The 17,365-nt window shown below is 68.6% G+C and carries 14 protein-coding genes; 5 read left to right on the top strand and 9 right to left on the bottom strand.

Annotated elements, in window-relative coordinates; translation table 11 throughout:
• Positions 1-1,014: 1,014 nt before the first annotated feature.
• Together ADL08_RS20785 and gltX are read left to right on the top strand one after the other, a co-directional pair.
• The gene (locus ADL08_RS20785) at positions 1,015-2,160 is read left to right on the top strand and encodes a DNA cytosine methyltransferase (RefSeq protein ID WP_053645155.1); all 1,146 of its coding nucleotides are present in this window, start codon (positions 1,015-1,017) and stop codon (positions 2,158-2,160) included.
• A gap of 891 nt (positions 2,161-3,051) precedes the next feature.
• On the top strand, positions 3,052-4,428 hold the full coding sequence (gene gltX, locus ADL08_RS20790; RefSeq protein WP_234352212.1) for a glutamate--tRNA ligase: 1,377 nt from the start codon (positions 3,052-3,054) through the stop codon (positions 4,426-4,428).
• A gap of 7 nt (positions 4,429-4,435) precedes the next feature.
• Here the strand turns inward: gltX and ADL08_RS20795 are convergent, their stop codons facing one another.
• Genes ADL08_RS20795 through ADL08_RS20835 form a run of 9 tightly spaced genes read right to left on the bottom strand, consistent with a single transcriptional unit; the run spans position 4,436 to position 13,695 of the window.
• Positions 4,436-5,422, bottom strand: a complete 987-nt coding sequence (locus ADL08_RS20795) for a glycosyltransferase (protein ID WP_053645193.1) — start codon at positions 5,420-5,422, stop codon at positions 4,436-4,438.
• Positions 5,419-6,033: an HD domain-containing protein gene (locus ADL08_RS20800; RefSeq protein WP_053645159.1), complete on the bottom strand. Its 615-nt coding sequence runs from the start codon at positions 6,031-6,033 to the stop codon at positions 5,419-5,421. Before ADL08_RS20800 ends, ADL08_RS20795 begins: the two co-directional genes overlap by 4 nt.
• A gap of 5 nt (positions 6,034-6,038) precedes the next feature.
• Positions 6,039-7,754 carry a carbamoyltransferase C-terminal domain-containing protein gene (locus ADL08_RS20805; RefSeq protein WP_053645161.1) on the bottom strand — a complete coding sequence of 572 codons (1,716 nt, stop codon included), beginning with the start codon at positions 7,752-7,754 and terminating at the stop codon, positions 6,039-6,041.
• Between the two features lie 23 nt (positions 7,755-7,777).
• Positions 7,778-8,575, bottom strand: a complete 798-nt coding sequence (locus tag ADL08_RS20810) for a radical SAM protein (protein WP_053645163.1) — start codon at positions 8,573-8,575, stop codon at positions 7,778-7,780.
• Positions 8,576-8,591: 16 nt separating this feature from the next.
• Positions 8,592-9,707 carry a hypothetical protein gene (locus tag ADL08_RS20815; protein WP_053645165.1) on the bottom strand — a complete coding sequence of 372 codons (1,116 nt, stop codon included), beginning with the start codon at positions 9,705-9,707 and terminating at the stop codon, positions 8,592-8,594.
• Complete coding sequence (locus ADL08_RS20820) at positions 9,707-10,816, bottom strand: radical SAM protein (protein WP_053645167.1); 1,110 nt, start codon at positions 10,814-10,816, stop codon at positions 9,707-9,709. The genes ADL08_RS20815 and ADL08_RS20820 overlap by 1 nt, the downstream gene beginning before the upstream one ends.
• 11 nt (positions 10,817-10,827) lie before the next feature.
• Positions 10,828-11,817, bottom strand: coding sequence for a D-2-hydroxyacid dehydrogenase (locus tag ADL08_RS20825; protein WP_053645169.1), 990 nt, complete (start codon positions 11,815-11,817; stop codon positions 10,828-10,830).
• The gene (locus ADL08_RS20830; RefSeq protein WP_053645171.1) at positions 11,814-13,127 is read right to left on the bottom strand and encodes a glycosyltransferase family 4 protein; all 1,314 of its coding nucleotides are present in this window, start codon (positions 13,125-13,127) and stop codon (positions 11,814-11,816) included. Before ADL08_RS20830 ends, ADL08_RS20825 begins: the two co-directional genes overlap by 4 nt.
• A gap of 43 nt (positions 13,128-13,170) precedes the next feature.
• A complete protein-coding gene (locus tag ADL08_RS20835) occupies positions 13,171-13,695 on the bottom strand; it encodes an ATP-binding protein (protein WP_234352211.1) in 525 nt (174 codons plus the stop codon).
• A gap of 206 nt (positions 13,696-13,901) precedes the next feature.
• On the opposite strand from ADL08_RS20835, the gene ADL08_RS20840 reads away from it, so the two are divergent.
• Genes ADL08_RS20840 through ADL08_RS20850 form a run of 3 tightly spaced genes read left to right on the top strand, consistent with a single transcriptional unit; the run spans position 13,902 to position 16,859 of the window.
• On the top strand, positions 13,902-15,347 hold the full coding sequence (locus ADL08_RS20840; RefSeq protein ID WP_053645176.1) for a carph-isopro domain-containing protein: 1,446 nt from the start codon (positions 13,902-13,904) through the stop codon (positions 15,345-15,347).
• 10 nt (positions 15,348-15,357) lie between these two features.
• Positions 15,358-16,326: an FAD-dependent oxidoreductase gene (locus ADL08_RS20845; protein ID WP_053645177.1), complete on the top strand. Its 969-nt coding sequence runs from the start codon at positions 15,358-15,360 to the stop codon at positions 16,324-16,326.
• A complete protein-coding gene (locus tag ADL08_RS20850) occupies positions 16,323-16,859 on the top strand; it encodes a flavoprotein (protein ID WP_053645179.1) in 537 nt (178 codons plus the stop codon). Before ADL08_RS20845 ends, ADL08_RS20850 begins: the two co-directional genes overlap by 4 nt.
• Positions 16,860-17,365 lie beyond the last annotated feature (506 nt).

Consider the following 17,365-nt stretch of genomic DNA (forward strand, 5'->3'; position numbering starts at 1 on the left):
ACGGACGTCGCCGCTGCGGGAGGCCGCAATATGTTCAGCGCGGCTACGACCAGGTCCGCGTCGTGGCGAGCACCCATTGCGTAGCCGAGCAGGCGCCAGAAGGGCAGGTCGATCACCATAGCGAGGTAGCGCTTGCTTGCCCTCCTCGGTGGCGATCTCTGTCATGTTGCCCGCCCAGGCGGGATCAGGTTCCCAGGAGGTGAAGTCCCGTTTGGCGAAGTTCGGCGCGGTTGGCCGCTTGCCTTGCCTGGTCAGTCCGCTTCGTCGTATGACCACCTGGACGATGAGGCCGAGCTCGGCCATCAGCTTCGCTACGGTGTTCATTGAGATGCGGGATGTCGTGCTCAGCCCTGTTGTCGCTGATTACCCCGGCCGCGGCGGCCACGTCCTCCGCCGTCAGCCGGGCGATCAGCGCGTCCTTGACCTCCGGTGTGGCCTTCCCGGCCCGCTTCGCCCGCGAGAGCCAGCTTGTCGACATCGGCTCGTTGAGCCCCAGGCCCTATGCGACCTCGAGGGCCAGCTTCCCGGTCTCCGCCACGATCCGTAACCACCCTCTCTCACGAAGCTCCGCCGTGAACTTACGACGCTTCTCCGCCATGACAACCAACATCCCCTGCTGTCACGGACCCCATGCTACGAGGAGAAACCTCACAATTGGTGATCACTGCGCTTGGTACTGCGGCGCTCAAGGTTGCCTGCGATCCCTTCGAGGAAGTGCGAGACGTCGGCCTGTCGGCGCCGCGGTAGCGACAAGGTGCGGCGTGGTGGTCGTTGACGAGCTCGTTCAGAGGCCCCGTTGCCCGAAGGTGAGCTGTAGAGCTGTCGCGGTCGGCACGTCAGGCGAGGGATGGGTGCCAGTCTGCAGCACGTGATCATCCTTGATCGAGTACGATGACCGCTCGTTCCGCCGGTTCTACAAGCAAGTGCAGATAGGGGTCACACGTGGGTGAGCGACACCCCTTGCGGGCCAAGCGGCGGCCGAAATTTGAGGAGGGTGTCGGCTCCCTGCGAGTCGTGGACCTCTTCGCCGGCTGCGGTGGCCTCACCCTCGGTATCGCCCAGGCAGCACACAAGCATGGCGTCTCGCTCGATGTTCGCCTCGCGGTTGATTTTGAGGCGGCTCCCACCAAGGTCTTCAAGGCTAACTTTCCCAGGGCCAACGTCCAACAGGGAACCGTCGAGTCCTTCTTCGATGGTGACCTTGGCGCCCCGTTGACCGCTCAGGAGGACGAGACCCTCTCCACGGTGGGAGAGGTGGATCTCCTGATCGGAGGGCCACCGTGCCAGGGACACAGTAACCTCAACAACCACACCCGCCGCGATGACCCCAAGAACCGTCTGTACCTGCGTATGGCTCGTGCCGCAGAGGTTCTGCGACCCAGCGCAGTCGTTGTTGAGAACGTGCTGGCCGTTGTCAATGACAAGCAGCAGGTGGTATCCCGCGCCATCGTTCACCTCAAGAAGCTTGGATACGATGTCGCTACCAGTCGTATCGACCTACTCAAGCTCGGGGTTGCTCAGACACGCAAGCGCCACATACTGCTGGCCGTCCGTGAAGACGCGTTGCCTTTTGGTTTCTCGGCTGCTGACCTGCTGAAGATCGAAGACCACAATGCCGAACCGCATGACCTGCGTTGGGCAATCGGCGACCTGCTCGACGTTTCCGCCAAGTCATTCTTCGATGAAGCTGCCGTACCCAACGCGGAAAACCAGCGGCGTATGAAATATCTCTTCGATAATGACGAATACAATCTTCCGAACGAAGAGCGCCCCGTGTGTCACCGGGGCAAGCACAATTACGCCGCAATGTATGGCCGCCTGTGGTGGGACCGTCCGTCTCAGACCATCACCAGCGGTTTTGCGACGATGGGTCGCGGACGCTTCGTCCACCCTGCCGTCCCTCGGTGTCTGACCGCCCACGAGGCCGCGCGCATCCAGGGCTTCCCGGACTATTTCAAGATCGTCGATGAGAGGGTCAAGCCTCGCTACGAGCTGACTCGCACCGAGGTTCAGGTCATCATCGGCAACGCCGTGCCCCCGCCCCTGACTGAGGCGCTGACCTCCATGCTCTTCGATGCAGACATTCTGCAGGTGAAGGACGATGTTTCCCGGCAGCTTGATGAGGACTTCGCCGCCTCTGCTGTAGGCCTTGCCTGCTGAGCCTGCAACGGACTCTTCCATCTGGAGCATTTGATGCGGGTGAATGCCTGCCGCGCCGAGGGAAGGGCCGGGTGGCCAGGAGGCGTCACCCGGTCGGATATCCCGGAGGAGGCTGTCCCTGAGCTGCCGGAGACATGGACTGCACTATTAAGTGGCTTTCAAGGACGCTCCTGAAGGTGCGCCGAAGGGCCGGTATAGCCTTCTACCCTAGAAGTGGCCGTCTTCATCGATGGCTGCTCCTGGTGCGGCTACCCGGAGCTTTTCGCGATTCCCAAGGAGAACCAGTTGCGCTAAAAGGTAAGTTCGGTTGGAATATTCACCGGGGCTGGTGCAGGGGTAACTGTCTCGTGGAGGCGGAGCTGATCTGCTAGAACGCATCAGCTGTAGCGTCACAGTCTGCGGCGGCGTGCGCGCGGCTTTGGATCCTTGCGATCTTCTGAAGGATATTTTCATGAGTCCTGAGAAATGCGAGTGAGAAAAGAAACTCGCAATACCACCACACCCTCACCACTACCAGGTGGCGGCCTCCTCGGGCTTGGCGACGGGGTCGGCCGGTCGGGCAACCTTTCTTCCCCGTGCTCGGGATGGTCTCCGCCTCGTGGTGCGAGGCCGTCTTCCTCGGTGCTAGCGGTTCTTTACGCTCGCGTGATCCCTGGCTCCGCATCTCCGCCAGTGCGTTGCCCGCTGCGAGGGCAGCGTCGCGGGGCTTTGCATCTGGCACGGCATCCCACATTTGTGTGGGTGTGGAGCGTGCCCCGTTAGCTGGGGCCGAGATCGAAAAACGTTGGTGCGGGTGGGCGGAGTGGTCTGAGGCTGGTGTCCGGCGTCGGTACTCTGGAGCGCATGTCTACTGCCCCGGTTCGCGTTCGTTTCGCCCCGTCCCCGACCGGCATGTTCCATGTCGGTGGTGCGCGGTCCGCTCTCTACAACTGGGCCGTGGCGCGACAGTCCGGCGGCACGTTCGTCCTGCGGATCGAGGACACCGACGCGGCCCGGAACAAGCCGGAGTGGATCGACGGGATCATCAACGCGCTCGCGGCGATCGGCATCCATGGCGAGGACGCGGCCTTCGAGGGGCCGTACTTCCAGTCGCACAACGCCGACCGGCACCGCGAGGCGGGTCTGCAGCTCTTTGCGGCTGGCCGGGCGTACTACTGCGACTGCACTCGGGAGCAGCTGAAGGAGCGCACGGGCTCGGATCACCTCGGGTACGACGGGTTCTGTCGGGAGCGGGGGCTGGCCTTCGAGGAGGGGCGGGCGCTGCGGTTCCGGACGCCGGACGAGGGCGAGACCGTCGTGGTCGACCTGATCCGCGGGGAGCCGGCGTTCCCGAACAGCGCAATCGAGGACTTCGTGATCGCCCGCGGTGACGGGTCCCCGGTCTTCCTGATCGCCAACGTCGTCGACGACCTGGACGAGGGCATCACGCAGGTCATCCGCGGCGAGGAGCACCTTTCGAACACGCCGAAGCAGCAGCTGCTGTGGGAGGCGCTCGGCGCCAAGCCGCCGGTGTGGGCGCACCTGCCGGTGATCGTGAACGAGAAGCGGCAGAAGCTGTCCAAGCGCCGTGACAAGGTCGCGCTGGAGGACTACCTCGCCGAGGGCTTCCTGCCCGAGGCGATGGTGAACTACCTCATGCTCCTGGGCTGGGGTCCCGGCGACGACCGGGAGATCATGCCGTACGAGGAGCTGGAGCAGCTCTTCCGGATCAAGGACGTCAACACGGCGCCGGCCTTCTTCGACGTGAAGAAGCTGACGGCGTTCAACGGCGACTACATCCGCGCGCTCTCGCCGGAACAGTTCGTCAATGCCTGCGCGCCGTGGCTCGTCGCTCCGCACGCGCCGTGGGCCCCGGAGGCGTTCGACAAGGACGTGTTCGAGGTGGCGGCAGCGCTGGCTCAGACCCGGATCGCGCTGCTGTCGGAGATCACCGGCTACGTGGACTTCCTGTTCCTCGACGAGCCGGTTGAGGACGAGGCGTCGTGGAACAAGGCGATGAAGGCCGGCGCCGGAGACGTCCTGTCCGATACCCGCGCAGAGTTCGCCACCGTCACGAACTGGAAGGCGGACGACCTGAAGGCCGTCCTCCTCGCCGTCGGCGAGAAGCACGGCCTCAAGCTGGGCAAGGCCCAGGCGCCTATCCGGGTCGCGGTCACCGGCCGCACGATCGGACTCCCGCTGTTCGAGTCCATGGAGATGCTCGGCCGGGACCGCGTGCTGGCCCGTCTGGACGCGGCGGCGAAGAAGCTGGCCGCCGCGCAGGCGTAGCCGCCGGTCAGGCGATCTTCGCGAGAAGGTCGCCCCAGGCGTTGCCGAAGTAGTTCAGATCGAAGCGGGCCAGGGCCTCGTACGGGGCCTTGGCCTCGGTCTGGCGCACCGTCGCTCGTTCCCGGACCTGCACAGGCAGTCTGCCGAGGTCCGGGGCGGGCTGGCCGGTCAGCGTGGCGAGGTCGCCCAAGCCGGCCACCGGGCGGATCAGACAGGGCAGGCCGAGAAGCAGGGCCTCGGCCGCGCAGCGGCTCCAGCCCTCCCGCATCTGCGGGAGGAAGACGCCGACGTCGCACGCGTAAAGCAGCCGCAGGTACTGCTCGCGGTCGACGTCGTAGTGGGCGCCGTTGAAGCCGATGGTGTTGCTGCCGCTGGTGATCACCCGCAGCCCGGGCGCGTCGGCCAGGGCTGCCGAGACCTTCTCGGTGCCCTTCCAGTGCACGGCCTTGCCCGCGTAGACACCGATCACGCCCGGCGGCAGACCGAACTCTGCGCGGCACTCAGTCCGGTCGAAGCCGCGGGCCTGCTCGACCTCCGCCATGTCGAAGGCGTTGTAGATCACCCGCACGTTGCGGACGCCTCGGGCCTGGAGGAAGTCGGCCCAGTACGGGGCGACGCAGACCACGGCGGCGCACTGGGGCAGTACGCGGAACAGGTGCTCCCAGAGCATGGCCTCGACGGGGGCGGAGTCGTGCTGCAGCGGCTCGTAGTGGTGCAGGAGGAACACCGTGCGGGCCCGCATCTCCCGGGTGAAAAGCAGCAGGCTGAGGTCGTCCCACACGAAGGTGCCGCTGGCGCTGTCCAGTGCCCGGATGGCCGGGGCCAGGCGGGCGAGGTGGCGGAGCTTGCGCCAGCGGCGGACGCGGTAGGTACGCTTGTGGTCCGGGATCGTGCGCCATTCCACGTCGTCGGCCGTCGCCTCGTGGAGCATCCGCAGGTAGACCCGGCCGCCGGTCCGGCCGACCGGCTCCATTGAGTAGACGACCCGTTTCACGGACATACCTCCTGTTGGTGGCGGATGTACTCGGCGTGGAGCAGCGCGTGCATGGCCTCCAGGTGGGGGCTGAGGTCGCGGGCGGCGTCGGCGAGCGGGAGATAGAAGTCCTGCAGGCTCTGGAGGAACCGTCGGCGCCTGTCGTGGTTGGGCGAGGCGGCGAGATCGCGCAGGTTGTGGAGGCGGTCGGCGAGCCGAACGAGGAGGTCCTCGGGCAGGAGCGCGGCCTGCTTGAAACGCCAGCGGGTTTCGTCGCCGGCGGCCTTGGGGCGCTGTTCGAGGCGGTGGTCGGCCGTCATTGCACGCAGGCGGTCGGCGAATGGGGCGCCGAGGTGCTGGATGAGCAGCGCCTCCGACTCGGGGGTCACCTCCAGGGCGTCGTGAAGGAGGGCAACGAGAAGGGTCTCGACCTGGCTGACCCTAATCTCCGTGGCGAGCAGCGTGATGATGGCGAGCGGGTGTTCCAGGTAGGGCGTGCCCTGGTCGCGGGTGTGGCCGTCGTAGATGGTGAGGGCGAGGGCGCCAGCGACGCGGGCGCGGGACTGCTCGTCCGCGCTCAACGCGGCGGCGCCGAGCACGGTGAGGATGTGGTCCAGGTCGATGGGGTTCATCCGCTTCACCTCGTACGGGGGGCTGTGGCTCGGGGGTCGGGCACGTGGTCGGCAAGGAGCAAGGTGCCGCCGACCGCCAAGGCGTCGAGCCCCAGGTCTGCCGTCGCTGTCACGGCCTGTTCGGCGGTCCGCAGGATCGGGCTTCCCTTGCGGTTGAAGGAGGTGTTCAGTAGCAGCGGCAGTCCGGTGCGCTCGTGGAACTGCTTCAGGAGTTCGCGCAGGCCCTGGTGATCGGGGGCGATGGACTGCACGCGGGCGGTGCCGTCGTGGTGGGTGATCGCGGCGATGCGATCCGCTCGGCATCGGCGGACACGGGCGACACGGTTCATGAAGGGGTCACCCGCCGACATGAACCACTCCCTGGCGTGCTCGGCGAGGACCGCTGGCGCGAAGGGGCGGTATGCGGCTCGCTTCTTGATCGCGTTGAGCCGGTCACGCGTGGCGGCGTGGCCGGGGTGGGCGAGGATCGAGCGATGGCCGAGGGCTCGAGGCCCGAATTCGAGCTGTCCCTGTACCCAGCCGACGATGTGGTGTTCGGCGAGGAGCGCGGCCACCGTGGGCGCCAGACCCGGGCCGAGGCCGGTCAGGGCGCGGTATCCGGGCGGCACCGCAGTGGTCGCAAGGGTGCCGGGGTGCGGGCCCCAGGCCGCGTCGGTCGGCACCGGGAGGCGCTCCTGGCCGAGCTGGTAGTGCCAGCCGTAGAGTGCGGCGCCCACGGCGGTGCCCGCGTCGTGCGGGGCCGGTGCAACGAAGAGGGTGTCGAAGCCGCTGTCGGCTGCCAGCTGGCCGTTGAGATGGGAGTTCAGGGCGCACCCGCCCGAGAACACCAACGTCGATGCCCTGGTGAGTCGTCGCAGGTGACGGACGACATGGACGACGGACTCGGCGAAGACCTCCTGGACGGCGGCGGCCAGGTCTGCCCACTCGTGGTCCGGCTGCTCCGTGACGTTGTCGGCGGTCCAAGCCCGGCCGCCGAGCAGCAGCGGTGTGCTGCTGTCCGCTGAGCCCCAGGGGTGGTCGATGCGGACCTCGCCGTCGTCGCCAAGCTGGATCAGCTCGCGGATCTGCGCTCCGTAGCGCTGGGGATCGCCGAAGGCCGCGAGCGCCATCATGCTGCCCTCGGGCTCATCGCCGGGCGGGATCACCCGCCGCGCGAGGTTCCGGTAGAAGTGCCCGAGGGAGGAGTGCACGCGCCGGGGGCCGGCCGGGCTGGGCACGACGGTCGGCATGCCCTGGTGGAGGCGGTCGATGCGATCGGGTCGCAGGTCGTACCCGGTGATGCGTTCCCGGCCCGGGCCGAAGTCGGAGCCGAGGGAGGACCCGCCGGCGTCGATGACGAGGCCGGCCGCGTGGTCGTGGCCAGAGAGCAGGTAGCCGGAGAGCACGTGCGCCGTGTGGTGGGAGAGCAGGCGGAGGTGTTCGCCGAGCGGGGCGGGCAGGAGGGCGGCGAGTTCGTCGCGCTCCTCGGCCAGCCACCAGCCGGCAGCGGGGTTGGGACGCATGGAGGCGGCCCAGACGGCATCGACGTCCTGCGGTTCGAGGCCGGCGGCCTCCAGGCACCACTGGAGCGCGCGGGTCGGGGCGGTGAGCGTGCCCTTGCGGGTGGGGTGGTTGTGCTTGACGCCGCTCCAGCGTTCCTCTTCGGCCGCGTAGAGGCGGCCGTCGACGAGTAAGGCGGCGCTGGTGTCGTGGTGGAAGTTCAGTCCGAGGACTGCGGGCATGGTGGTGTACCTCCGGTCTGGGGTCAGACGGTGAGGGCCGGGGCGGGGAGGAGGACGGCGCCGGAGTCGGTGTACTCGTGGCAGCGCAGGCAGAACCGGAAGTGGTGGCCGCGGGGCGCGAACACCTTGACCGCGAAGTCCTCGTCCCAGATGCTGAACTCGCTGTCGGCCTTCGCCATGGCGTTGAAGCAGCGGTAACAGGAGCCGTCCATCTCGATCATCAGGTGCTGGTCGAGGTAGCGGTCGCAGATGCCGCGCAGCTCGTTCGCCGGCTGGCCGACGTCGACGTGGTGCACGTGGTTGGTGACGTGGATGGCGCCGTGCCTGTCGCAGAGCCTCGCGAGCTGCGTGAGGCGGGAGGAACTGATGCCTTCCAGGACGCTGTTGATGACCACGGTCTTGCCGGCCTCGCGGAGGCGGGGCACCACGGCGTGGACCTCGTCGTAGTTCTCGTGCTCGTCGTCGCAGCCGATGAGGATCTGGTCGTACGAGCGGAGGGTGGCCTCCATGATCCGCTTGTTGCGGGCCAGGGTGATGGCGTTCGTGCCCAGGACCATGACCTTGTCCGGCAGGCGGGTGCGGGCCGTCTCGCTGAGGGCGGGGAAGTCCCGGTGCACGGTGGGCTCGCCGCCGTTGATGTGCAGCTGTTGGAAGGGGATGGTCTCCAGCCGGGCCAGGACGGTGGAGAACAGCTCCTGGGACATGTTCTCGCCCTGGGCACCGTCGGCGAAGATACAGAAGTCGCAGGACCGGTTGCACTTGGTCGTGATCTTGATCTTCGCCGTCTTCAGGGCGCGGGGCAGGGGCGCACGCGCGGGCATGGCGGAACTCCTTGGGTCAGGGGTGGACGTCAGCGGGCGTGAGGCTGAGGAAGTCCTGCACGGTGGACTTCTGCCGGTGCCAGAGCGCGAGGGTCGCGCGCAGGGTGCCGGCGGTGGTCGGGCCGGTGGGGATCAGCGTCGCCATCCGGGCGGCCAGCCGCTGGACAGAGGTGCTCTGGTCGGCCGCGAGCGCGTTCAGGGTCCGTGCGGCGGACCGGAGTTCCTTCGCCTCGCGCCGGATCAGGTAGTCGGTCGCCACGCTGGGCGGCGGGTCGAGGTAGTACAGCCAGCGTGCGACACGGATGCGGAGCATCCCGGCGGTCATCACCCAGTCGGTACGGGTGTGCTCCTCGCCCTGGCCGGCGGGCCCGGCGGCAGGAACGCGGCGCATCGCAGCCTCCAGGGCAACATGGGCCGTGCGGAGCAGGTGACGCGGACTCCGCAGACGGGCATCGGGTCGATCTTCGGCGTGCCCGAGGAACAGCTCGGCGTACCCGTCCAGCCCGTCCGGCCGCCACTGAGTGAGGGCGGCCGTCTTGCCGGGGCAACGGGTTCGTGTCGCGAGCGCGGCGGCGGCGAACCAGCACGGAGCGAGGTAGTGCCAGGCCACGCAGTGGCGCCGGTACGCGCCGATCTTCTCCATCACGTTGTCGGCGCTGTCCGCCGCCAGCTGGTACCGGCCGCCCAGCCGCCCCTGGAGGATGCCCCGGTAGAACCGCTCGTCGACCTCGCACCACGGCGCCATCTGGGCCCGGGACTTCCAGCGCTGGAAGTCCCGGGCGCTCCCGCTGATCAGCGACCAGGTCGCGAGCTCGGGCGCGGAGACGAGCCGCCCGTCCACCTCGGCCACGATGAAGGCGAAGCCGGGCGGATGCTCCAGGAGACGCCGGTGGGAGACCTCCCTGCCGACCAAGGCGGTGTGCGCGGCGGCTAGGCGGTGGTTCCACTCCTCCCAGTCCGCCGGGGCCTGGGAGAGGAGGACCCGTACGTCGATGTCGGAGTGGGGAGCCAGCAGGTCGGCTGGCTGCCACTTGTGGGTGAGCATCACTGCGCCGACGCCGCGGGCGTCCAGCTCGCGTTCGTACAGGGCTCCGAGTCCCATGTAGAGGGACGGTGCTTCGATCACCGCCATCACCGTTCCCCCGAGGAGGCACGGGTGCAGGCGGGCCGGGCCGTGTCCGTGGTGAGCAGCGGCAGCACGGGCAGCACGGGGGTGCCTTCGGGACGCTCCATCCGGTCCCAGCGCAGGTCGTAGTCGACGTAGTGGAAGCCCTGCCAGGCGTCGTTGGTGTTGCGGTCGAGCATGGCCTGGAAGAGGTGGGCGAAGGCGTCGCCGAGGGTGCCCTCGGCGAGATGGGGCTTCAGCGGGATGTCGCGGTTGTGGAGGATGCAGGGGCGGGCCACACCGGTGGGTGTGATCTTGATGCGGTTGGCGTCGGAGCAGGTGGCGCAGCTGGAGTTGGAGATGAAGCCGATCGAGCCCGCCCAGCCGTCCGGGCGGAGGTACTGCCCGGGGCTGCGGACCCCGAGCTCGTCCCTGCGGACCTCTCCTGCGTTCGCGAACCACTCGTGGAGACGGTCTCGGACCTCGGCCTCGTTGATGAACTCGGTGTCGAAGAGTGCCTGGGCGGGGCCGATGTTCTGGAGTTCGATCAGCCGGACGGCGATGGGCAGGTCGCGGGCGAGTTCGGCGACGGCGAAGGCGTCGTCCAGGTAGGTGCGCTGGAGGACACAGTTGATCTTCACGCCCAGGCCGAGGGAGAGGGCGGTGTCGAGGGTGCGCCGGGTGATGCGCGGGTCGCCGCCGCCCATGATCGCGGCGGATCGGTCGGGGTCGAGGCTGTGGAGGCTGAGGTTGAGGTACGTCAGGCCGGCGCGGTGGAGTTTCTCGACGCTCAGGCCGCGGCGCAGGTTCCCGTGGCTGGTCATGCCGATCGTGGCACCGGACCCGAGACCGTCGGCGAGGCCCGAGATCACATCGAGGATGTCCGCCCGGAGGGTCGGCTCACCGCCGGAGCAGTGCGCCTTCTTGATCTTCCAGGCGTCGGCCTCGGCGGCGATGGCCGCGTAGTCGGAGGCGGTCAGTGGGCGGTCCTTGTGCCCGTAGTCCGGCATGCAGCGGGGCTTGCAGAACACGCAGTCCAGGTTGCAGAGCGAGTTCAGGGTGAAGGCCAGGTAGGGGTGGTTACGGCCGGTCGCGGCGAAGGCGGCGGCCAGGTCGCGGTGTCGTGTGGCAGGCATCGGTTAGCCTCCTACGAGGGGAAACGGGCAGCGGTCACTTCGGCCAGACCGTTGAGCGGCTGGCCGGTGAGGTAGCGGCGCAGGTTGTCGGCGAAGAACGCGACCGCCTCGTTCATGTACGTGCGGCTGAGAGTGGAGCTCTTCGGCGTGAGGACGACCCGGGGGTGGAGCCGCAGCGGATGGCGGGCGGGCAGCGGTTTCGGGTCGAAGACGTCCAAGGCGGCGCCGCGAAGGTGGCCGGCGTTAAGGGTGGCCAGGAGTGCTGCCTGGTCGACGGTCGCCGCGCGGCCGAGGTTGAGGAAGAGGGACCTGGGCTTGAACGCCGTGAAGAGGTCGTGGTCGAAGAAGCGGTCCGTGGCCCGGGTGGCGGGCAGCAGATCGACCACCACGTCGGCGACGGCGACCGCCTGGTGCACCGCCGACGTGTGCATCCACATGATCCCGCCCTCGGCGGCCACCGGCGGCGTCCGTCGTACGCCGATGACGTTCATCCCGAAGGAGCGGGCTGCACGAGTGAGGTGTCCGCCGATACTGCCGCAGCCGACGATGGTCATCGTCGCCCCCGCGAGGTCGAAGAACTCCTCGGCCAGGTCGTCCTTCCACCAGGTCCGGTTCCGCTGGGCGAGCTGGCTCATGAACAGCCCGCGGGAGAAGCCCAGGACTATCCCCATGGCGTGCTCGGCGATGGGCCTGCCGTGGAACCCGTACGAGCGGGTCAGCGCCACCCCGACGGAGTGGGCCTCGGCGACGGGCAGATGGTCGGTGCCGGCGGCCGGGGAGGCGATCCATCTCAGGTGAGGCGCGCCGAACAGCCACGACGGCTTGAACGTCCAGCCGAAGTAGACGTGCGCCTCGGCCAGCTGATGCGGCACGGCCTCCTCGCTCGCTGTACGGAACTCGACACCAGGGAAGGCGGCCAGCAGCGCGCGCTCGTGCTCGGCGGACAATCGCCAGAAGGAGTGCGGGGACTCCAGGCTGATCAAGACCACCGGCCTGTTCATCGTGCTCGGCCCTTCGCGCTGGACGCCGGCACCAGAGCCCAAGGGGCGATGCGTTCGATGACGGAACCGATGCTGGTCTCGTAGTCGTGGCGCGAGCGCACCAGGGCCGTCCCGGCGCTCCGGAGCCGGTCGCGTTCGCGGGGCAGGACGGTCAGGGCGCGGTGAAGCGCCGAGGCCAGAGACCTGGCATCCCGTGGTGCGGACGTGAAGCCGGTCTCGCCATCGACGACCGTCTGGGCCAGCCCGCCGGCCGTGGTCGCCACCACCGGGCCCGCTCCGGCCGCGAATGCCTCCAGGGGGATGCGCCCGAAAGGCTCCTCCCGCGAAGGAACGACAACCGCACGCAGGGCCGGGTTGTGCAGCCAGGCGCGGATCGCGGGGGTGAAGCGGGTGATCAGAGTCGCGTCCAGGCCGTACGCCCGGATGTGCGCCGCCAGGTCCTCCTGATACAAGGTCGGGCGCTCGTGTGCGTCCGAGGTCACCGCCGCCAGGACCAGGTGCGGAGCGCGGACCCCGCGCTCCTTGAGAAGGTGCAACGCATCCAGGAGGTCGTCGAAGCCCTTCGTCGGCACGGCACGGCCCATGGCGAGAAGGAAGCCGGCGCGAGCTTTGAAGGGCAGGGGCGGCGCGCTCGTGGGCGGGGCCATCTCTTCCTGAATCAGCCCGTTCGGGACGCTGACGATGCTTCCTCGCGGGACGGCGTAACTGACGACGAGGTGGCCCCGCATGTGGGAGGAGATGGCACCGATCCGCCCGCCTCGGACGGTCGCTGCCCGCAGCGCGTCCCGCTCCCAGCGGACGCGGGACATGTCCTTGGGCCTTGTCAGCGCGGTCGTGGAGCGGGGTACGAGCAGCAGATCCGTGGTCGGCGATGTGTAGGGGGCCAGCCCGAGGAACGGGACGTCGAGGCCGATGAGGAGGCACCGGCTCGCTCGATCAGCGATGCGTATGGCCGCTTCGCCTGCCAGATCGCACAGCTGCGTGGAACCGTGGATTGAGTCCGGCGCCGCCTGGACCTCCGGGATCGTGATGACGTCGGCCTCGGCCTGCCGCAGCATTTGCTGAACCTCGCTGGCCCACCGCCGGTCGTGCGCTCCTGCCGTGTCCGACACGTACGGGGTGATCACGGAGAGGAGGCCAGGCGGCAGCAGGCGGGCGAGGGCCGTGAGGAAGGCCCGGTTGCTGAAGCCCGTGCCCGACGCTGCACCGTAGAAGCCCTCGTGGAGGGCGACGATGACACGAGGCTGGCGGACCGCCTCCGGTACGGCGGCCGTGGGCGGGAGTGGCGGAGTGGCGTGGTCGATGCGCACCGTGTGGTGCCTCCTTCGAAGAGAGGGAGCGCGGGCGTGGGCGTCAGGTGCTGGCGGTCGACGGGCTGGGCTGGCGGGTGAGTCGGCACCAGGCACGGGTGCCGTGGGTGCCGGTCGTCAGCGACCAGTCGTCGGCCAGGGCCTCGACGATGACCAGCCCTTGTCCCGATTCGGCCTCCTCCTCGGAAGCTGGAGGGGAGGACGGCAGGGAGCGGGAGCAGCCGCCGTCGGTGACGGTGATCTCGACCTTCAGCCCGCCGGTGGTCGGTGTCGTACGGTCGACGCACAGGACCAGGGGCGGGCTGCCCGAGGCGAAGGCGTTCGTCGCGAGCTCGGACGTGATCAGCCGGGCGTCTTCGAGGAGGTCCGCCTCGGCGCCGTGGAGGGCGACCACCACAGCCTCCCGGGCGATCTCGGTCGCTTTCGGTCCGTATGGCAGATCTGTGATCAGCGTGGTCGCGTCGGTGCTGCCGATGCGGTCTTGCCTGGCGACGGAGACCGGTTGTCCGACGTCGCGCTCCAGCACAATGCCCGGACGGCTTCCAGAGGCGCTCGTGCGGTGTCTCAAGGCCCACTCCTTTCTCCGTCGGCACCGAAGGCGGCGCCTTCCACCGAGATCTCAGAACACCGGATGAGGCCGGTCGCGCAGGACCCGATCAACGGGTCAACTCGGTCAACTTCCTTGCGAAGGAGGTGAATCAGCCGTCCGAGGGCGTCACCATGAGGGAGCGCGAGAAGTGATGGACGAACCACTGGGGCAAGAGGTGGTTGCACGTGGCACCGCAGGCAGGGGAACCCAACGCCGTACTGGCGCGGTACCTCGACGAACTCGGGTGGAGCCCGAAGGCGCTCGCTCGCAAGCTCAACAGAGTGTTCGGAGTGGGGACGGTGGCCGAGTCGGCGCCGTACCACTGGCGGGACGCCGGCTCACTGCCGCGCTCACCGTTACCGATGATGGCCGCCTATGTGCTCTCCCAGGAACTGGGTAGACCTGTCTCGGTGGCCGAACTCTGGCAGGGCCGCGTAGGCGACTCCTCGGCGCTCGTTCCGGCCGACACGGATCTCGCACGGCCCTGGACCGTGCAGGGCATGGAAGCGATCGTGGAGGACTGGGTGATGGGAGGGCTCGTCGACCGACGCCGATTCCTCGCGATCTCGGGCGCGGGGCTTCTCGCGATCGTCGCCCAGTACCTCGATGGCACTGCGGGGCGCGGTCAGTACGCGCCCAGGATCACGCCGTCCGTGGGTTCCGATCCGCTCGTGGACCAAGTCGAGCAGCACCTGCCCATGCTCTCCGCGCTCGACGACGAGCATGGTGGAGCCCGTCATCTCCCTTACGTGGGTGCGCAGTTCCGTGCGGTCGGTTTGCTGATCCGCGAAGGCGGTCATGCTCCCGTCGTCGCGAGCCGCCTCATCCGCGCGCTCTCGGAGATCGGCCAGTTGGCCGGCTGGATGGCCTTCGACGCCGCTGACCATGGTCTGGCGCAGCGCTACTTCGCCACGGCGCTGCGGGCGGCGCACCAGGTCAACGACCTGCCCCTGTGCGCCCACATTCTCGGTGACCTCTCCTTCCAGGCCGCGAGCCGGGGCCACCCGGCGGACGCCATCGCCCTCGGCGAGGCCGCCCGCCGCGCCAGCGACGCCGCCCCGCCGGTCGTCCGGGCATCCGTCCTGTCCCGGCTCGCGTACGCGTACGCTGCCGCCGGCCGTGACAACGACTTCGCCCACGCCCGCGGGGCCGCTCGCGAACTGATCGCCAGCCGGGACGGCGGCCGAGAGGAACCCCGATGGATGTACTTCCTCACCGACAACCACCTGGACTGCCAGGCCGGTTACGGCCTCATCCAGATGGGCCGCGCCCAGCTGAAGGCGGACGGCGGCGCGAAGGGACGGCGCCTCCTCGCCCAGGGGGCGGAGATGCTCCGGTCCGGGGCGTACGACGTCCCGCGCGGCGACCCCAGCCAGCGCAGGGCCATGTTCGAAGGGGCCTGGCTGGCCCTGGGCCACAGCGCCCATGGTGACCTGGAGGTCGCCTGCGAGGTCGGCCAGATCGTCGCTGACCGCCTCGACGTTGTGCACTCGCCTCGCAGCGAGGCCCTGCTCCACCAGCTCGCCGCAGACCTGCGCCGCCGACAGCGCAACGCCCACGTGCGCAGCTTCCTGCCAGTCCTGGAGCACGCCCTCGCCGAACACGCCCCGTCGACGCAACCCGGTCGTTAGGGTCAGGATCATGATCGCAGGGGAGCGCGTTGTCGTTGTCGGGGCCGGGGTGGCAGGGCTCACCACCGCTGTCGTTCTCGCCGAGGCCGGAGTCTCGGTGCACGTGATCGCCGAGCAGGTGCCGGGTGTCACCTCACTGGCGGCAGGGGCGATGTGGGGCCCGTACCTAGTCGAGCCGAAGGACAAGGTCAACCAGTGGGGACAAAGGTCGCTGGAGATCTTTCGGAAGCTGGCCGAGGACCCGTCCACGGGCGTCCGGCTCACCAGCGGCATCGAGGCGTCCCGCACGGCCGAGGCTCCACCGGACTGGGCCACCGCACTGCCCGGCTTCCGACCGTGCGAGCCGGCCGAACTGCCGGCAGGGTTTTCGGTTGGTTACCGGTTCACGGTGCCGCTGATCGACATGCCCGTCTACCTCGCCTACCTTCTGCGCCGGCTCGACATCGCTGGAGGAACGGTCGAGCGGCGGCGTCTTGCCTCGCTCGCAGACGCCACGCCCACTCCCGTGATCGTCAACTGCACGGGCCTTGGTGCGAGGAATCTGCTCCTAGACCCTGACCTTCGTCCCATCCGCGGACAGCACGTCGTCGTCACCAACCCGGGGCTGACCGAGTTCTTCTCCGAGGACACCGGCCTCTCCCCGGACCTCCTGTGCTTCTACCCCCACGGCGATACCGTCGTCCTGGGTGGCACAGCCATCGACGGTGAAGGTCACCTCGCCCCCGACGACACGGCGGCGGCCAGTATCCTGGCCCGTTGCGCCGCCGTCGAACCCCGCCTTACTGGGGCCCCCGTCCTGGAGCATCGGATCGGTGCCAGACCGACCCGAGCCTGGGTCCGCGTGGAAGCAGAGTGGGTGGAGGGCGGCACCGTAATCTTGCATAACTACGGGCACGGAGGCGCCGGCGTCACGCTCTCGTGGGGCTGCGCCGAAGAAGCCGCAAGTCTCCTGACTGCCGGCGGGGTAGACGGGCGGTGAACGACCACCCGAGGAAGCCCTTCCTCTACGTCGTCGTCTGCGCCGCCGGCATCGCGGGCGACGCCCACAAGCTGATCACCGCGGCGCAGGAGCGGGGCTGGGGCGTCGGAGTCGTCGCGACGCCGCAGGGACTCGGCTTCCTCGACACCGAGGCGATCGAGGCCCGGACCGGCTTTCCGATCCGCTCGGCCTGGCGCAGACCGGGCGACCCGCGTCCGCTCCCGCCCGCCGACGCCATCGCCGTCGCGCCGGCCACGTTCAACACCGTCAACAAGTGGGCGGCCGGAATCGCCGACACCCTCGCCCTGGGCATCCTGTGCGAGGCGTACGGGGCGGGGATCCCGACGGCCGTGCTGCCGTACGTGAACGCCGCCATGGCCACACACCCGGCGTACGGGCAGAGCCTGGAGCGGCTGCGGGGGATGGGCGTGCTGGTCGGGTCGTACGAGCCGCACCGGCCGAAGGCGGGTGGGGGAGCGGACCGCTTCCGGTGGGAGGAGGCGCTGGAGCTGCTGGAGGCCAAGATCGACTGAACGCGGTCCGGCCTGCCCTCTCAGCATCGTGGCGCGCGTGTTTCGTTTCGGAACACGAGCGCTGTTCCTTCGGGGAACACGGTGGCTGTTCCTTCAGGGAACGCGTTCGGTGTTCCCTGAAGGAACAGGACCCGTCTCCGCACGCCAGTGCGGGGGAGCGTGCTGCAGAGTCGGGCAGTGGCTGCCTTGTTCAGTTACTGAACACCACCGCTGTTCAGTAACTGAACAGTGGTCCGCCGGTGCTCCGAGGCGGCGTAAGAGGTGCGTTCCGTACTGGAACGAGGTCGCTGTTCCAACGCGGAATGGCGTCCCTGAGAGCGAGCCGCGACCTATTTACTCGGTGAACATCGCGGACGTTCACCGAGTGAACGGCCCGGCTGTCCACTCGGTGAACGTGGGATGCGCCATTTAGAGGTTGTCTCACATGGTCTGAGCTGCATGGGGCATGATGGCGCTTGTGGCTGTCGATCTTTCCTCTCGTCTTGTTCCTGACGGGTTGTGGGCTC

The sequence above is a fragment of the Streptomyces sp. NRRL F-6492 genome (assembly GCF_001280125.1).
Classification (GTDB): domain Bacteria; phylum Actinomycetota; class Actinomycetes; order Streptomycetales; family Streptomycetaceae; genus Streptomyces.

Coding starts and splice junctions, on each gene's coding strand:
- ADL08_RS20800 (WP_053645159.1), bottom strand. CDS start 6,033: ATGAACCCCATCGACCTGGACCACATCCTCACCGTGCTCGGCGCCGCC.
- ADL08_RS20810 (WP_053645163.1), bottom strand. CDS start 8,575: ATGCCCGCGCGTGCGCCCCTGCCCCGCGCCCTGAAGACGGCGAAGATC.
- ADL08_RS20805 (WP_053645161.1), bottom strand. CDS start 7,754: ATGCCCGCAGTCCTCGGACTGAACTTCCACCACGACACCAGCGCCGCC.
- ADL08_RS20820 (WP_053645167.1), bottom strand. CDS start 10,816: ATGCCTGCCACACGACACCGCGACCTGGCCGCCGCCTTCGCCGCGACC.
- ADL08_RS20825 (WP_053645169.1), bottom strand. CDS start 11,817: ATGAACAGGCCGGTGGTCTTGATCAGCCTGGAGTCCCCGCACTCCTTC.
- ADL08_RS20815 (WP_053645165.1), bottom strand. CDS start 9,707: ATGGCGGTGATCGAAGCACCGTCCCTCTACATGGGACTCGGAGCCCTG.
- gltX (WP_234352212.1), top strand. CDS start 3,052: ATGTTCCATGTCGGTGGTGCGCGGTCCGCTCTCTACAACTGGGCCGTG.
- ADL08_RS20845 (WP_053645177.1), top strand. CDS start 15,358: ATGATCGCAGGGGAGCGCGTTGTCGTTGTCGGGGCCGGGGTGGCAGGG.